Source organism: Actinomycetospora succinea, assembly GCF_004363095.1.
In the GTDB taxonomy this organism is placed as follows: Bacteria; Actinomycetota; Actinomycetes; order Mycobacteriales; family Pseudonocardiaceae; genus Actinomycetospora; species Actinomycetospora succinea.
The window spans coordinates 460,150-475,931 of sequence record NZ_SNYO01000004.1 but is presented as its reverse complement, the minus strand read 5'-3'; the positions used below and the strand labels follow the sequence as shown (position 1 = coordinate 475,931).

The window sequence follows — 15,782 nt, the reverse complement described above, 5'->3', positions numbered from 1 at the left end:
ACTCTCTGCGGTGAAGAAGAGTGTCTGGCAGGCTCGCGCCGTGTCAACCGTCACAGGGCGCAGCGCTCCGACCACCCGGTGCTCGGGCGCCGACCTCGTCGTCGCCTGTCTCGCCGCCGAGGGCGTCGACGTCGTGGCCGGCGTCCCCGGCACGACGGTGATGGAGGTGATCGACGCGATCGCCCGCCACGACACCGTCCGCTACCTGGCCACGCGCCACGAGCAGGTCGCGGGCTTCCTCGCCGACGGGCTCTCGCGCGGCGGCGGGCTGGGCGCCTGCCTCGTGTCCCGCGGGCCCGGCGCGGCGAACGCGGCGATCGCCGTGCAGAACGCCTACGACGAGTCGGTGCCGATGCTGCTGCTCGTCGGCCAGGTCGCGGACCGGATCGTCGAGCGCCGGGCGTTCGAGGAGGCCGACGTCGTCGCCACCTTCCGGCCGATGAGCAAGTGGGCGGTCGAGGTCCGGCGCGCCGACCGGATCCCCGAGCTGCTCCAGCGCGCGGTCCGCACGGCGGTCACCGGGCGGCCCGGGCCGGTGGTGGTCTCGCTCCCCCTCGACGTCCTGCAGGACACGGTCGAGGGCGTCGCGCCCGCCCGCCGGTGGCGCGCGCACCCGCCCGCGCCCGACCCGGACGGCGTCGCGGCGGCGGCCGCCGTGATCGCGGACGCCGAGCGACCCGTCGTCGTCGTCGGCGGCGGGGCCGCGGGCGCGCCGGGGGCCATGACCGCGCTCGCCGACCGGGTCGGCGCGCCGATCGTCACCACCTGGCTGCGGCAGGGCGCCGTGTCCCACGACCACCCCGGCTTCCTCGGGTCGCTCGGCTACGGCGTCCACGACGTCACCTGGCAGGCCGCGTCCGAGGCCGACGTCGTCGTGGCGCTCGGCTGCCGGTTCTCCGAGTTCAGCACCCGGCGCTGGACGCTGCTCGCCGACGACGTCCGGCTCGTCCACGTCGACGTCGACCCCGTCGAGCTGGGCCGCGTCTACGTGCCCGAGGTCGGGCTCGTCGCCGACGCCGCGACCACCGCCCGGGCCCTGACGGCCGCGCTCCCGCCCCCGCCGTCCGGGCGCCTCGACCGGCGGAAACGCCTGCGGGTCGAGTACGAGCAGGCGTCGTCCCCGGACTCGCCGGTGCTCGACGCCGACGACCCGCGCGGCGGGGTGAGCAGCCGCGCCGCGGTGGCAGCCCTGCAGCCGTTGACGACGCGCGACGACGTCCGTCTCGTCCAGGACGCGCCGAGCTTCGGACCCTGGACCCACCGCTACCTGCGGCTCCCCGAGCCCGGGCGGTTCCACGGCTCCGCCGGCGGCGCGATGGCCTGGGGCCTGCCGGCCGCGATGGGCCTGACGCTCGCCGACCCCGCGCGCCGCGCGGTGTGCGTCAGCGGCGACGGCAGCTTCTGGATGGTCGCCCAGGACCTCGAGACCTGCGTGCGCGAGGGCCTGCCGGTGATCAACGTCGTCATGAACAACAACGCCTACGGCAACACCCGCGACCGCCAGCGGCTCGCGCACGGGGAGCGCTACCTCGGGGTGTTCTACGGCAACGCCGACCTCGCCGCGTTCGCGCGGTCGCTCGGCGGGTTCGGGGTGCGCGTCGAGCGCGACGAGGAGCTCGCCCCGGCCCTCGGCGCCGCGCTCGCCCAGGACCTGCCCGCGGTCGTCGACGTCATCCAGGACCCGATGTACGGGCTGCCGCCCGGCCTCGTCCCGCCGGCAGCGCGATGAGGGGCGGGCGATGAGCCGCGTCCCGATCACGCTCGCCTGCTGGGACTACGACCGCACCCGCGCGCTCGAGGACGGCACGGTCACCGTCGACGGCGTCGACCTCACCTACCTGCGCCTCCCGGTCGAGGAGACGTTCTTCCGGATGCTGCGCCACGGCGAGTTCGACGCGGCGGAGATGTCGCTGGCGTCGTACGTGACGAAGCTTGCCGCGGGTGAGTGCCCGTTCGTCGCGATCCCCGTCTTCCCGTCCCGCGCCTTCCGCCACCACGGGATCTACGTCCACACCGGCGCCGGCATCCGCGAGCCCGCCGACCTGGCCGGACGCGTCGTCGGCGTGCCCGAGTACCAGCTGACGGCGTGCGTCTGGATCCGCGGGATCCTCGCCGACCACCACGAGGTGCCGGTCGCCTCGGTCCGGTACCGCACGGGCGGGATGCACGCTCCCGGCCGCGTCGAGAAGCAGGCGCTCGCCCTCCCGCCGGGCATCGAGGTCGCGCCGATCCCGGCCGACCGCACGCTCGCGGACATGCTCGTCACCGGGGAGATCGACGCGCTCTACGCGCCGCGCACCCCGCGCCCGCTGCGCGAGGGGAACCCGGCCGTCGCCCGCCTCTTCGCCGACCCCCGCGCCGCCGAGGAGCGCTACGCCGCGGCGACCGGGATCTTCCCGGTCATGCACGTCGTCGTGCTGCGTGCCGACGTCCACGCGCGCCTGCCGTGGCTCGCGCGCTCGCTGACGGACGCGTTCACCCGCGCCAAGGCCGTCACCGAGGAGCGGCTCGACGAGGTCGCGGCGAACCCGACGATGATGCCCTGGCTCTACGACGACGTCGCGCGCGTGCGCGGCCTGCTCGGGCACGACTTCTGGCCCTACGGCCTCGAGGCCAACCGGCACGTGCTGACCACGTTCCTGCGCTACGCCCACGAGCAGGGCCTGACGTCACGGCCCCTGTCGCCCGACGAGCTGTTCCCGGCCTCGACGCGCGAGGAGCACGTGGTCTAGCGGTGTCGTCTAACGCTGGTTGCGGATCGTCCCCGGCGTCGACCCGAGGCGCTTCTTGACGACCCGGTTCATGTGGCTCTGGTCGGCGAAGCCGCAGGTCTGGGCGACCTCGGGCAGCGGGGTGTTCGTGCGCTGCAGCATCAGGCGCGCGCGGTCGAGGCGGCGGCGCAGGACGAACTCGTGCGGCGTGGTCCCGGTCGAGCCGCGGAACTGGCGCGCGAAGTGGAACTTCGACAGGCCCACCGAGGACGCGAGATCGTCGAGCGTGAGGCGCTCGTGGAGGTGGGTCTGGATGTAGTCGCGGACGAGGTGCTCCTGGCGGAAGGTCAGGCACTCGGGGGTGTCGGGGCTGCGGAAGAGGATGTTCGCGTGCCTGCGCAGGATCGTCACCGACAGCTGGGTGGTCAGCGAGTCGACCAGCAGCTCGCTGCCGACCCCGCCCTGCGCCGCCTCCTGGGCGATCATCATCGCGGTCCGGTGGATGGCGGGATCGTCGGCCTTGATCGTGTCGTGCAGCTCGACGTCCTCGACCTCGCGGTCGTACATCGCGCGGCACGTGGCGGCGAGCTGCTCGTGGGTGAGGTAGACGTGCACGACCTCGATCGGCGCGTCCCAGGTCCAGTGCGACTCCGCGGCGCGCGTCAGCAGCGACACGTCCCCGGGGCGCAGCTGCTCGCGGTGCCAGGTGCTGTCGATCCTGCGGCGCATGTCGGTGACGCCGCGCCGGTAGGCGACGATCATGAAGTCGCGCATCGCCGGGACCTCGACGTCCGAGTCCTCGTAGCGGTACCCCCGCACCGAGACGCCGCGCCAGCTGTCGTCCGGGCTGCTGACCGTGAGGTCGCCCGGCACCCAGACCGGGAGCTGGTCGGGAACGATGAGCTCCTCGCCCATGGGTCGACCCCCTCACCGTTCGTGCCTGTGCGACCACGGTAGGCGTGACCTGCCTCACTTGGCCAGACGTGCAGCAAGCCCGTCCAACGCACCGACACGGACGTCCAACGTCCCTCCCGGTGGGTGCACAGCCCCGCTGAGCTGCGACGACGCCGGTCCTCCGCGATCGAGGCCGCAAGCCCGTCCCACGGCCGGGGCCGATCGTCCAAGCCCGGGCCCCTCCCCCGGCCCCACCGTGCTCCCGACACCCCCGCGGGACGAGGAGCGCACACGATGTCCACCACAGCGGAGAGCCCACCCGGGACCGGCGTCGACACCGTCGACGCCGTGATCATCGGGGCCGGCTTCTCGGGGCTCTACATGCTGCACAAGCTGCGCGACGAGATGGGGCTGCACGCCCGGGTGTTCGAGACCGGCCACGGCGTCGGCGGCACCTGGTACTGGAACCGCTACCCCGGCGCGCGCTCGGACTCCGACTCGTACATCTACGGCTACACGTTCGACCGCGGCCTCTGGGAGGAGTGGGAGTGGAGCGAGCGCTACCCGGAGTCCCACGAGATCCGCAGCTATCTCGAGCACGTGGCCGACCGCTTCGACCTGGCCAAGGACATCACGTTCGGCACGCGGGTGGTGTCGGCGACCTGGGACGACGAGCGGGCGCACTGGACGGTGACCACCGACGGCGGTGAGACGGTCGTCGCCACCTACGTGATCTCGGCGGTGGGCGCGCTCTCGGCGTCGAACACCCCGCCGTTCGAGGGCGCCGACACGTTCCGTGGCCCGACCTTCCACACCGGGCACTGGCCCCACGAGGGCGTGGACTTCCGCGGCCAGCGGGTCGGGATGATCGGCTCCGGCGCCAGCGCGGTGCAGGCGACCCCGCTGATCGCGGCGCAGGCCGCCGAGCTGACGGTGTTCCAGCGGACCGCGAACTACATCGTCCCGGCCAACAACGGACCGGTGGACCCGGCGGTCAAGGCGGAGCGGCTGAAGGACTGGGCGGGGATCCGCGAGCGGATCCAGAACTCGAACTTCGGCTTCGAGCTCTACCTCCAGGACAAGGGCGCCGCCGAGGTCTCCGACGACGAGCGCGAGGCGCTGCTCGAGGACTTCTGGAACCGTGGCGGCTTCCACATCTGGCTCGGCGGCTACGCCGACATGTTCTTCTCCACCGAGGCCAACGACCTGGTCCGGAAGTTCCTCGACCGCAAAATCCGCGAGAAGGTCGACGACCCCGAGACCGCGGAACTGCTCGTCCCGAAGGGCTATCCCTTCGGCTGCAAGCGCAACCCGCTGGACTCCGGGTACTTCGAGACCTTCAACGAGCCCCACGTCCACCTCGTCGACGTGAAGTCCAACCCCATCTCGGCGATCACCGAGACCGGGCTGCGCCTCGCCGACGGCACCGAGCACGCGTTCGACACCCTCGTGTTCGCGACCGGCTTCGACGCCATGACCGGCCCGCTCAACCGCATCGACTTCCGCGGGCGTCACGGGCAGCTGCTGCGCGAGAAGTGGGCGGAGGGCCCGCGGACCTACCTCGGCCTGATGAGCCACGGCTTCCCGAACCTGTTCACCGTCACCGGCCCGCAGAGCCCGTCGGTGCTCTCGAACATGCCGGTCTCGATCGAGCAGCACGTCGACTACATCGGCCGGATCATCGACGACCTGCGCGCCCGAGGGGCCGCGCGGATCGAACCGACGAAGGACGCCGAGGACGGGTGGTGCGCCTACAACCAGGAGATCGCGAACGCGACGCTCTTCCCGACCGCGGACACCTGGTACATGGGCGCCAACATCCCCGGCAAACCGCGGCAGTTCCTGCCGAACCTCGACTTCGTCGGTCCGTATAGGGCGAAGTGCGACCAGATCGCCGAGAACGGGTGGGAGGGCTTCGCCGTCGACGGTGAGGCCGTTCCTGCCGGCGAACACGTCTACACCTGGGCGGTGGCTTGATGGGTCCGATCACGAATCCCTACTACTCCCCCGAGTTCCACGGCGAGTACGAGGTGGTCGGCATCGGCCGGCTCGACCTCGAGGACGGCGGCACGATCCCCGACTGCCACCTCGCCGTGGCGACGTTCGGGACGCCGGGCGACCCGGCGATCCTCGTGACCACCTGGTACTCGGGCACGCACCAGATCTTCCGCGAGCAGTACATCGGCGAGGGCCGTGCGCTCGACCCGTCCCGGTACTTCATCGTCGTGATCGACCAGATCGGCAACGGGCTGTCGACCTCACCGCACAACGCGTCCGGCGCCAACGAGGGCATCGCGATGTCGGCGTTCCCGAAGGTGCGCATCGGCGACGACGTGGTCGCCCAGGAGCGGCTGCTGCGCGAGCACTTCGGGATCAAGGCCCTCGAGCTGGTCGTCGGCGGGTCGATGGGCGCCCAGCAGACCTACGAGTGGGCGGTGCGGTTCCCGGACAAGGTGAAGCGGGCCGCGCCGATCGCCGGCACGGCGCAGAACACCGACCACGACTTCCTGTTCACGCGCACGCTGACCGACGCCATCACCTCGGACCCCGGGTTCGCCGGGGGCGAGTACGCGTCGAACGCCGAGGTGGCCGCGGGACTCGAGCGCCACGCCCGGATGTGGGGCGTGATGGGGTTCTCGACGGAGTTCTGGAAGCAGCGCGTCTACACCGCGCTGGGCTTCGAGGACATGGACGCGTTCCTCGCCGGGTTCCTGCAGCCCTACTTCACGGCCATGGACCCGAACGACCTGCTCGCGATGGCGTGGAAGTGGCAGCGAGGCGACGTCGCCCGGCACACCGGCGGCGACCTCGCCGCGGCGCTCGGGCGGATCACCGCGATGACGTTCGTCATGCCGATCAGCGAGGACATGTTCTTCCCGGTGCGCGACTGCGTCGCCGAGCAGTCGCTGGTCAAGGGCTCGGAGCTGCGGGTCGTCGACGACGTCCTCGGTCACCTCGGGCTCTTCGCCGTGAACCCCGAGTTCATGCCCCAGATCGACAGCCACCTCCGGGAGCTCCTGGAGACCCCCGTCTGAGAGGAACGACCATGAGCGACACCATGAAGGCCCTGGCGTTCCTGGGGGCCGGCAAGGTCGGGCTCGTCGAGCGGGAGATCCCGCACGCCGGCCCCGGCGACGCGATCGTGAAGACCACCGCCTCGCTGATCTGCACGTCCGACGTCCACACCGTCGCCGGCCTGCTGCCGGTGCCCGAGGGCAGGCTCCTCGGGCACGAGAGCGTCGGCGTCGTGCACGAGGTCGGCGAGGGCGTCACGTCGATGAAGGTCGGCGACCGCGTCGCGGTCAACGCCGTCACCCCCGACGGGACCTGCGACAACTGCCAGGCGGGCTACAGCTCGCAGTGCGGCGGTCCGCTCGGCGGCTACCGGTTCACCGTCCAGAAGGACGGCAACATGGCCGAGTACTTCCACGTCAACGACGCCGACTACAACCTCGCCCCGATCCCGGAGGGGCTCGCCGACGAGGTCGCGGTCTACGCCTGCGACATGCTCTCGACCGGCATCATCGGCTCGGAGAACGCGAACATCCCGATCGGCGGCACGGTCGCGATCTTCGCCCAGGGCGCGGTCGGCCTCTCGGCCACGATCGGCGCGAAGCTCCGCGGCGCCGGGCTCGTCATCGCCGTCGAGGGCATCCCGGGCCGGCAGGAGCTCTCGCGGCGCTTCGGGGCGGACGTCGTCATCGACCCGGCGTCCGGCAACGTCGCCGAGCAGATCGTCGAGCTCACCGACGGCGGCGCGGACTCCACGGTGGAGGCGCTGGGCAACCAGGTGACCTTCGAGGGCGCGCTCTACGCCACCCGGCCCGGCGGGACGCTGTCCAACGTCGGCTACCACGGGGAGTCGGGCCCGACGGTGACGATGCCGCTCGACGCCTGGGGCCTCGGCATGGCGAGCAAGAAGATCGTCACCGACCTCTGCCCCGGCGGCCGGCTGCGCATGGAACGGCTCATGCGGCTGCTGGCCAACGGCAAGGTCGACCCCACCCCGATGACCACGCACCGGATGGGCATCGACCAGGTCGAGGAGGGCTTCGCGATGATGAGCGAGAAGCGCGACGGGATCGTGAAGCCGCTGATCACCTTCTGAGCGGGTCGCCGGCAGGATCGTCCCCCTATCGGGCTGACGATCCTGCCGGAGCACCCCGTCGCCGAGACCCGGCGGCGCTGGGCCGCGCTGGAGGAGCTCGGGTTCGATCACGGATGGACGTTTGACCACCTCGGCTGGCGCTCGCTCGTCGACCACGGCGGTGCTGGGCGCCGCGGCGCCCGCGAGCCGGGCCGGGCGGTTCGAGGAGTCCACGACGCTGCTCGACCGCCTGTTGCGCAAGGACCACATGACGGTCGAGCGGACGTACTTCGGCGGTCGACGCGCGCACCGTCCGGGGCTGTGGCCAACGGCCGGACGCCGTACCTCGTCGCCGCGAACGGTCCGCGGGCTATGCGCCTCGCCGACACCGTGGGCGACGGGTGGGTCACGACGGGCGCGGCCGCCGACACCGTGGAGGCGTGGTGGGCGGCGGTCCGTGACGCGAGCGCGCGGATGTCGGAGGTGCTCGCTTCTGCCGGCACGCGAGCGGAGTTCCGCCGGTTCCTGCGGACCGACGGCGCGCCGACCTCGAGCATCGCCTCCGCGGATTGCTTCGGGGACTTCGGCCGGGCCGGGCCGGATCTCGGCTTCACCGACGTCGTCGCACCGTCGCCGCGCGAGCAGGGCCCGGTCGCCGGGTCGCAGCACGTCGTCGGCGACATCGCCGCCGACGTCCTGCCGCGCTGGCGAGCTCTGCGAGGAGAACGCTTCGATTGTCGAAGCGTTCTGCGGTCAGGTCGGGACCCGTGGTCGTCCGCCGGGTCGGGGTTGTCGTTCGGGGTCGATGATCCACGGTGGGGTGAACCAGGGCAGCCCATTGATCATCTGGATGGTCCAGTGCCCGTGGTGGATCACCTGGTGGTGATATCGGCACAGCAGGCACATGTTCTCGAGGGCCGTGTCGCCGTGGTCGAGCCATTCCTGCACGTGGTGGGCCTGGCAGCGCCGCGGTGGGCGGGTGCAGCCGGGGAACGCGCAGCCCCCGTCGCGCAGATTGAGCGCCCGGCGGATCGCGTCCGGCGCGGTGCGCTGCAACCGACCGACGTCCAGGGGCTCGGACTTCGACCCGAGCACCACCGGCACGATCTCGGCGTCGCACGCCCACCGGCGCACCGTGCCCGGATGCACCCGCACCCCGGACTCCAGCACCCCGTAGCCGCCCCTCTCGGTGAGCGCCCCACGCAGCCAGCGGTGATCGATGGTGATGGTCAGCAACGCCCGCCCCGGGCGCTCGACCCGCCGGCCCGTCGAGGTGGGCTCGGACTGACGCGGAGCAGGGATCAGCGCCTCCGACCCGTCCGCCTCGTCGGACTCGTCCGCCGCGCCGTGCTCGTCGGCGGGTCGGTCGGTGTCGGCGGGTCGGTCGGTGTCGGCGGCGACACCGCCGGGGCGGCGTGCCGCACCGACGAGGTCCTTGAGGCCCTCGATGCGGCGCAGGGCGAGCTCGCGGGTGTCGTCGGGACCGCACGGGGCGGCGAGGTCGTCGATGACGGTTTGGAACGCCTCGGCGTCGACCGGGTCCGACATCCGGCCGCGGAAGTGCAGCACCCCGTTCCTGCGGCGGGTGAACAACAACTCGTCGTCGCAGCCCGCGTTCTCTTCGGGCGGCTCCTCACCGTCCGGGTCGAGATGGGCCAACAACCGGTCGGCGACGGCCTGCAACCCCTTGGGTCCGAGCCGGGTCGCGTCGTCGGCCAGGCGGCGCTCGGCCTCGATCCATTCCTCGAGCGGCAGGCCCTCGACGCGGTCGAGGCGGCGCATGGTCGTGCGGATGATCGCGATGTGCGCCGGGCCGAGCTGCCCGCCCTTCGCCGCCGCGGCGGTGGCCGGCAACCGCGCCGGCAGCGCCTCCCCGATCAGCGAGCGACGCGGGCACAGGTCCGCGGCCTCGGCCACCAGCCGCTTCGCCTCGACCGCACCGATCCGCCACAGCTCCTCGAGCAACCGCCCAGTCGAACGGTCCCCGGTCACCTCCGCGACCTGCAGCTCCTCCAACGCGGCGACCTGCTCGAGACGCTGGTAGTCCGCCCGGCGGCGGGCGATCTCGCCGAGGCGGGCGCGCTCGATCGCGTCCCGCTCCACCGACCCGAGCACCCGTTCGCTCATGTGTTCGATACTAGAGCGCACCCCCGACAACGCCGGGCCAGTTCGCGGGGACCGCCTCGGAGAATTGCCGCGAGATTCTGGACGCCGAGGACCTCGCGACCACCGAAATCGCGAGGTGGACGCCGCCACGATCGCCGACCGCTACCCGCAGTTCGGGGTGCGGATCGTGCACGGCGAGCTGGCGCTCGTCCCGCCCGGCGAGGTGCACCACGCCCTCACTCCGGAGGCCTGGCGGCCGCACCGCCTCGCCGACGTCCGGGTCGCGGGAGCACAGACCTTCGGCTCCGCGATCGACCCCTACGGCTCGACGCCGGCGTGACGGTGCGCCAGCCGCCACGCGCCGTCCTCGCGGCGGTAGACGAGCGTGACGCGCAACGACTGCGCCTGCGGCGGACCGCCCTCCACCGAGAACACCGAGTGCTCCACGCCGGCGAGCACGCCGAGGTCACCGGCCACCTCGACGTGGTGCACCTCGAACCGCCCGTCCCGACCGTCGGAGAGCCTCGCCGCCGCGCGCTCGAAGGTCCGGACGACCTCGCCCCGCCCGATCGCCATCGGCCGCCCCGGCGCGAAGAGCGTCACCGGTTCGTCGTCCGACCACAGGGCGCGCGACGGGTCGGGGTCGCCGGAGTGGAAGGCGTCCATCGCGACGAGGTGCCGGTCGAGGATCTCGGCGAGGACCACGTCGCGATCGGTCATGGCGGACCACCTTCGTCCGGGGCGGGCCACCGAGTGTCGACCCCGGCACGGACCGGCGGAAGGCTCAGCCGCGGGCGTCCACGCGCGCCAGCACCGCGTCGGCGATCTCCGCCCAGGTCTCGACCTGCGCGTCGTCGAGACCGTCGAACACCAGCGACTGCACCGCCTCGACGTGCGCCGGCGCGGCCGCCTCGATGGCCCTACGCCCCGCCGCGCTGAGCACCACGAAGGCCCCACGGGCGTCGTCGGGGCAGTCCTGGCGCTCGAGGAGAGCGCGGCGCTCCATCCGCGAGAGCTGGTGGGACAGCCGACTCTTCTCCCACTGGAGGTGGTCGGCGAGCTCCTGCACACGCATCGGTCCGTCGCTCTCGCTCAGCGCGACGAGCACGTCGAAGTCGGCCAGGGACAGCCCCGAGTCGGCCTGGAGCCGGCGGTTGAGCTGCGCGTGCAGCCGCGCCTGCAGGGCGAGATGACCGCGCCACGCACGCTGCTGGCGCTCGTCGAGCCACCGGGGTTCAGCCACGGCACCAGCATAGTTGACGCGTCACCGAAGTGCGAGTAAGATAGGTGACATGTCAACGACCTCCGCGACCCGTGACCGCATCCGCGACACCTACCTGAAGCCCCTCGGCGAGCGCCCGGCGTCGACCGCCCGCGGGCTGCACCACACGGCGCTCGTGTCGAGCGACGTCGAGACGACCGTGCGCTTCTACCAGGGGGTGCTCGGCTTCCCGCTGACCGAGCTGATCGAGAACCGCGACTACGAGGGTTCGTCGCACTTCTTCTTCGACATCGGCAACGGCAACCTCATCGCCTTCTTCGACTTCCCCGGCCTCGACGTCGGCCCGTACGCCGAGGTCCTGGGCGGGCTGCACCACCTGGCGATCAGCGTCGAGCCCGCCCGCTGGCAGGAGCTCGTCGAGCGCCTGGACGCGGCCGGCGTCGAGCACGAGGTGCACAGCGGGGTCTCGGTCTACTTCCGCGACCCCGACGGTGCGCGCATCGAGCTCATCGCCGACCCGCTCGGCGAGATGTACGGCCACCAGGTGCTCTGAGCGCCTACCGCTCCAGCGCCGCCCGGTCCCAGGAGCCGCGGTCGGCGGCCGCCTCGTAGGTGTCCTGGAGGAAGTCGAGCAGCGTGCCCTCCGGGTCGGCGCTGGTGCGCACGGCCTCGTAGGGCAGCAGGAACTGGCCGCCGGCCTCGTAGTAGTACGCGTTCGAGGGGCGGACGGGGTGCTCCTTGAACCCCGTCGGCTCCGGGTAGGCGTACGCGTAGAACGCGCCCTCCTCGCCGCCACCCGGCCAGAACCCGGCGCTGGACAGCTCGTGCGAGTAGCCCTCGACCATCACCCAGTCCCCGCAGTTCGGGGCGCCGCCGGGATGCTCCGGGGCCGTCCGGCCCGAGAAGCGCGTGACGGCCATGTCGAAGCTGCCCCAGAAGAAGTGGACGGGGCTGACCTTGCCGACGAAGCGCGACCGGAACGTCGAGAGCACGCGGTCGGTGGCCACGAGCTGGCCCCAGAAACGGTGCACGGCGTCGGCGTCGTAGCTCGCGTGCTCGGAGTCGGACTCGAACGGGATCGCCCGCACGACCTCGACCGGTCGCGTGGAGATCGGGATGTCGAGGCCGAGGTCGTCGAGGGCCCGCCGGGTCTCCTCCCAGAACGCGGACACCGGCTTCGGCTCCAGCGCGACGGTGCGCTCCTCGCCGCTGCTCACGCGCAGGCGCAGGCGGTGCTCGACGAAGTCGAACTCGGCGTCGAACACGCGCCGGCCCCACGGCACCGACGACGTCGTCAGGCCGCGCGGCGAGACGTAGAGCGGCACCTGCCACCAGTGGTTGACCATGGGTGCGGCGGCGAGGCGGATCTTGCCGATCACCTGCGTCCACATGTGGAGCGTGTCGCGCGTGTCCTCCCAGTCGGCGACGCGCAGCGAGGGCCAGGATCCGTCGGTGGTCACCGGATCGAAAGTACCCGTCACCGCGAGATCGCCTCCGTGACGAACCGGGCGATCGCGGCGGTGAACTCCCGGCGGCTCTCGGTCCAGGCGTAGAACATGTGGCCGCCCTCGAAGTGGTGCACGGTGAGGCGCTCGGCGGTGCCGGGGTCGAGGCGCATGAGGTTGCAGAGGCGGTCGGTCGCGAAGTACGGCGTCTGCAGGTCGTGGCGGCCGTGGGTGATGAACGCGCGGGTGTGCGGGTTCAGCGCCATCCCGTAGCGGAAGTCGTCGGTCGCGCCCGGGATCGGCTGCAGGTAGATGCTCGCGGCGTCGTTCTTCCAGTTCATGACCACGTCGGTGTTGAGCAGCTTGTACTCGCGGTCGGTGTCGACGCCGATCTCCGAGCGCAGGATGCGGTTCACGCCGGCGGTGAACACCGGGCCGATGCCGGTCAGGGTCGGGTCGCCGCCGGTGAACACGTCGCGGTCCGGGAACGGGTCGGTGGTCGTCACGGTCGCGTCGTAGCGGCCGATCACCTTGCCCTCGTCGCGGAGGAGCTCGCGGGTGAACGGGGCGACGCGCACCCGGCCGGCCATGCGGGTGACGAAGGACAGAGCGAGGCCGAGCAGGTCCGCGAGGCGCACCATCACGCGCTCGCGCTCCTCGACGTCCATCGACGCGCCGCGGGTGAGGAACACCGCGTAGTCCCCGGTCGCGAACTCCTCCGCGGCGCGGCGGACCTCGGCCAGCGGGGTCCCGGGCGCGAACGCCCGCGAGCGCCCGTGGTGGTGGGCGGCGAGCACCATGGTCGGCAGCACGTCGACCCACGGCACGACGTCGTAGTCGCCACCGCCGAGTGCGCCGACGGCGAGCCCGGCGAACTCGAGGGCCGGCGAGATGAGGATCGACCCGGCGATCCCGATCCCCGAGCTCTCCTGCAGCACGCGGGTCAGGCGCCCGACGCGGTAGCCGCCGTAGCTCTCGCCGGCGAGGAACACCGGCGAGCTCCAGCGCCCGTTCTCGGACAGCCACCGCCCGATGAACTCGGACATGGCGGCGAGGTCCCGGTCGGTGCCGAAGTAGGCGTTCGGGTCGGCGTCCTTCGACGCCTCGCCCTCGGTGCCCTCCTTCTCGATCATCCGGCTGAACCCGGTGCCCACGGGGTCGACGAACACGAGGTCGGTGAACGCCAGCCACGAGTCCTCGTTCTCGACCAGCCGCGGCGGCGGGGCCGGCATCGTCCCGTCGCCCGGGACGTCGATGCGCTGCGGACCGACGGCGCCGACGTGCAGGTACGCCGACGACGCCCCCGGGCCGCCGTTGAAGACGAAGGTGACCGGACGATCGCGGTCGGAGCCCCCGACGTAGGCGACGGAGAAGATCTCCGCGGTGGGCTTCTCCTCCTTGCGCAGCACCAGCCACCGCGCGGTCGCCGCGTACTCGACGCCGTTCCAGGTGACGGTCGTCGAGGCGCCCTCCGGCGGCTCGTGGGTCGCTCCGCCGCTGGTGGGGGCCGGCTTCTCGGTGGCCTCGCCGCCGCTCATGCGTCACTCCTCTGTCGGGTCGGTGGCAACTCCCGACATCGAAGGGCATGCCGTCGCGGCACGGTCAAGGACCCACGGACGCGGGCCCCACGGTCAGCCCTGGATGTGCGCGACCACCTTCGCCAGCTCGGCCGACGGCGAGAAGTCGACGTACTCGCAGTCCGTGACGGCCTCGGGGGCGTGGCCGGGCGACCAGTAGAACGCCTGGCCGGCGGTGTAGTCGCGCGGGCCGTCGGGGGTGTGCATCCGCAGGTGGCCCTTGATCATGTAGCCCCAGTGCGGGCACTGACAGAGATCGTCGGGGAGGCCCGCGAGGGCCGGGCGAAGGTCGGTCCCGGCGGCGAACGTGAACCAGCCGGCCGTCAGTTCCCCGGTCTCCGCGGCGCGCACCTCCACCCCCTCGCCCTCCAGCGCGACCGGCAGTGCCGAGTGATCGATCGCCTGCATCTCCGGGCCCCTTCCTCGTACGGTTCCCGACAGTGCAGGGCGATCCCGACGTCGTGGGGTAGAGGCGGCAACTACGTACGTCGCACGCTGGGGCGATGAGCGAGACGAGCATCGAGCGCGCCGACGAGGGCGCCTTCCCGTACCTCCTGCACGAGGGCGAGGCGCCCGTGCGGATGCAGTGGTACTTCCGCGAGCAGACGCGGCTGCCGGTCGCCGTGCACCGCTGGGTGTTCCCGCCCGGCGCGACCGAGGGCAACCACGTCCACGGGCACGACCACCCTCTCGACGAGCTCTACCTGCTCGTCACGGGCCGGGCGACGATGACCCTCGGCGAGGAGCGCATCGAGATGGTGGCCGGCGACGCGCTGCTGGCGCCGGCGGGCGTCGACCACGGCGTGCGCAACGACGGCACCGAGCCCGCCGAGTTCGTCGTCGTCTGGGGCGCGCCGGGCGCGGGGTTCGACTGGAGCCCGTACGGCTCGGGCCGGGCGGCGGAGGCGGCGGCCCACCCCTGAACCGAGGTCACTCCCGCAGCAGCCTGACCAGCTCGTCGGGACGGTCGACGGGAACGATGTGCCCGCATTCCTCGATGACGTGGCCGGTCAGGTCGTCGGCGACACCGCTGAGCTGCTTCTCGAGCGCCCGGCCGACCGGCGCGGCGCCGACGGCGGTGGTCGGGACGGTGAGGCGTCCGCGGGCGACGGCGTCGTGGATCTGCCGGTCCGAGGTCGGCAGCGCGCGGTAGTACGCGAGGGCGCAGGCGAGCGCGCCGCGCTGCGCGAACGCCTCCCCGAGCTCCGCACGCAGCTCGGGCCGGACCCCGCGACCACGGGTGCCCTGGTCGTAGAACCAGCCGACGTACTCGGCCTCGTTCCCGCGCAGCACCCGCTCGGCCAGCCCCGGCACGCGGTGGAAGCCGAACCACCACGGTGCCCCGCCGGCGACGAACTCCTCGGCGCCCGGCAGGGACCCCAGCGTCGCCTCGACGAGGACCAGTCGGGTCAGGAGGTCCGGGCGGCGCAGCCCGAGCAGGAACGCCGGCGGCACGCCGGCATCGATCGCGACGAGGGTCGCGGGGCCGGCCCCGATCAGCTCCTCCAGGTCGCGGGACACGGTGTCGGCGTCGAGCCCGTCGGCGGTGCGGGTGCTGGCGCCGAAGCCGCGCAGGTCGGGCACGACGACGCGGTGGTCGACGCTCATCGCCGCGGCGACGTCGGACCAGATCGCGCCCGTGTGCGGGAACCCGTGCACGAGGACGAGGGTCGGCCCGCTGCCCGCCGTCCGGACCGCGAGCTCGACGCCGTTGACCGCGACCGTCGCCATCCCTGCACC

16 protein-coding genes are annotated in these 15,782 nt (G+C 72.4%); 8 read left to right on the top strand and 8 right to left on the bottom strand.

The window, feature by feature from the left end; translation table 11 throughout:
- Nucleotides 1-40: 40 nt before the first annotated feature.
- A complete protein-coding gene (locus EV188_RS17415; RefSeq protein ID WP_166659934.1) occupies nucleotides 41-1,729 on the top strand; it encodes a thiamine pyrophosphate-binding protein in 1,689 nt (562 codons plus the stop codon).
- A 10-nt stretch (nucleotides 1,730-1,739) separates the two neighbouring features.
- Complete coding sequence (locus EV188_RS17410) at nucleotides 1,740-2,732, top strand: substrate-binding domain-containing protein (protein ID WP_133827521.1); 993 nt, start codon at nucleotides 1,740-1,742, stop codon at nucleotides 2,730-2,732.
- A 9-nt stretch (nucleotides 2,733-2,741) separates the two neighbouring features.
- On the opposite strand, the gene EV188_RS17405 is transcribed toward EV188_RS17410, so the two are convergent.
- Complete coding sequence (locus EV188_RS17405; RefSeq protein WP_133827520.1) at nucleotides 2,742-3,626, bottom strand: helix-turn-helix transcriptional regulator; 885 nt, start codon at nucleotides 3,624-3,626, stop codon at nucleotides 2,742-2,744.
- Nucleotides 3,627-3,899: 273 nt separating this feature from the next.
- Between EV188_RS17405 and EV188_RS17400 the strand changes: the two genes are divergently transcribed.
- The 3 genes from EV188_RS17400 to EV188_RS17390 are packed head-to-tail and all read left to right on the top strand — an operon-like array spanning nucleotide 3,900 to nucleotide 7,713.
- Nucleotides 3,900-5,582 carry a flavin-containing monooxygenase gene (locus tag EV188_RS17400; RefSeq protein WP_133827519.1) on the top strand — a complete coding sequence of 561 codons (1,683 nt, stop codon included), beginning with the start codon at nucleotides 3,900-3,902 and terminating at the stop codon, nucleotides 5,580-5,582.
- A complete protein-coding gene (locus tag EV188_RS17395; RefSeq protein WP_133827518.1) occupies nucleotides 5,582-6,640 on the top strand; it encodes an alpha/beta fold hydrolase in 1,059 nt (352 codons plus the stop codon). Before EV188_RS17400 ends, EV188_RS17395 begins: the two co-directional genes overlap by 1 nt.
- An 11-nt stretch (nucleotides 6,641-6,651) precedes the next feature.
- Complete coding sequence (locus EV188_RS17390; RefSeq protein WP_133827517.1) at nucleotides 6,652-7,713, top strand: alcohol dehydrogenase catalytic domain-containing protein; 1,062 nt, start codon at nucleotides 6,652-6,654, stop codon at nucleotides 7,711-7,713.
- Nucleotides 7,714-8,445: 732 nt separating this feature from the next.
- Here the strand turns inward: EV188_RS17390 and EV188_RS17380 are convergent.
- Nucleotides 8,446-9,819 (bottom strand): HNH endonuclease signature motif containing protein, encoded by a 1,374-nt coding sequence (locus tag EV188_RS17380; RefSeq protein WP_133827516.1) that lies wholly within the window; start codon nucleotides 9,817-9,819, stop codon nucleotides 8,446-8,448.
- 115 nt (nucleotides 9,820-9,934) lie between these two features.
- On the opposite strand from EV188_RS17380, the gene EV188_RS17375 reads away from it, so the two are divergent.
- Entirely contained in the window at nucleotides 9,935-10,138 is a 204-nt protein-coding gene (locus EV188_RS17375; RefSeq protein ID WP_133827515.1) for a hypothetical protein, read from the top strand.
- Here the strand turns inward: EV188_RS17375 and EV188_RS17370 are convergent.
- Both EV188_RS17370 and EV188_RS17365 read right to left on the bottom strand, forming a co-directional pair.
- Complete coding sequence (locus EV188_RS17370) at nucleotides 10,117-10,518, bottom strand: YybH family protein (protein WP_133827514.1); 402 nt, start codon at nucleotides 10,516-10,518, stop codon at nucleotides 10,117-10,119. The genes EV188_RS17375 and EV188_RS17370 overlap by 22 nt on opposite strands.
- A 64-nt stretch (nucleotides 10,519-10,582) precedes the next feature.
- Nucleotides 10,583-11,041 (bottom strand): MarR family winged helix-turn-helix transcriptional regulator, encoded by a 459-nt coding sequence (locus EV188_RS17365; RefSeq protein WP_133827513.1) that lies wholly within the window; start codon nucleotides 11,039-11,041, stop codon nucleotides 10,583-10,585.
- 49 nt (nucleotides 11,042-11,090) lie between these two features.
- Here EV188_RS17365 and EV188_RS17360 point away from each other — a divergent pair, with 49 nt between their 5' ends.
- Entirely contained in the window at nucleotides 11,091-11,573 is a 483-nt protein-coding gene (locus EV188_RS17360) for a VOC family protein (RefSeq protein ID WP_133827512.1), read from the top strand.
- A gap of 4 nt (nucleotides 11,574-11,577) precedes the next feature.
- On the opposite strand, the gene EV188_RS17355 is transcribed toward EV188_RS17360, so the two are convergent.
- The 3 genes from EV188_RS17355 to EV188_RS17345 form a co-directional block, all read right to left on the bottom strand.
- Complete coding sequence (locus tag EV188_RS17355; RefSeq protein WP_243741773.1) at nucleotides 11,578-12,480, bottom strand: DUF5996 family protein; 903 nt, start codon at nucleotides 12,478-12,480, stop codon at nucleotides 11,578-11,580.
- Between the two features lie 17 nt (nucleotides 12,481-12,497).
- Entirely contained in the window at nucleotides 12,498-14,003 is a 1,506-nt protein-coding gene (locus tag EV188_RS17350) for a S10 family peptidase (protein ID WP_133827511.1), read from the bottom strand.
- A gap of 93 nt (nucleotides 14,004-14,096) precedes the next feature.
- Nucleotides 14,097-14,450 carry a cupin domain-containing protein gene (locus tag EV188_RS17345; protein ID WP_133827510.1) on the bottom strand — a complete coding sequence of 118 codons (354 nt, stop codon included), beginning with the start codon at nucleotides 14,448-14,450 and terminating at the stop codon, nucleotides 14,097-14,099.
- A gap of 95 nt (nucleotides 14,451-14,545) precedes the next feature.
- On the opposite strand from EV188_RS17345, the gene EV188_RS17340 reads away from it, so the two are divergent.
- Nucleotides 14,546-14,965 carry a cupin domain-containing protein gene (locus EV188_RS17340; protein WP_133827509.1) on the top strand — a complete coding sequence of 140 codons (420 nt, stop codon included), beginning with the start codon at nucleotides 14,546-14,548 and terminating at the stop codon, nucleotides 14,963-14,965.
- A gap of 7 nt (nucleotides 14,966-14,972) precedes the next feature.
- Here the strand turns inward: EV188_RS17340 and EV188_RS17335 are convergent, their stop codons facing one another.
- A complete protein-coding gene (locus EV188_RS17335) occupies nucleotides 14,973-15,773 on the bottom strand; it encodes an alpha/beta fold hydrolase (protein ID WP_133827508.1) in 801 nt (266 codons plus the stop codon).
- Between the last annotated feature and the right edge of the window lie 9 nt (nucleotides 15,774-15,782).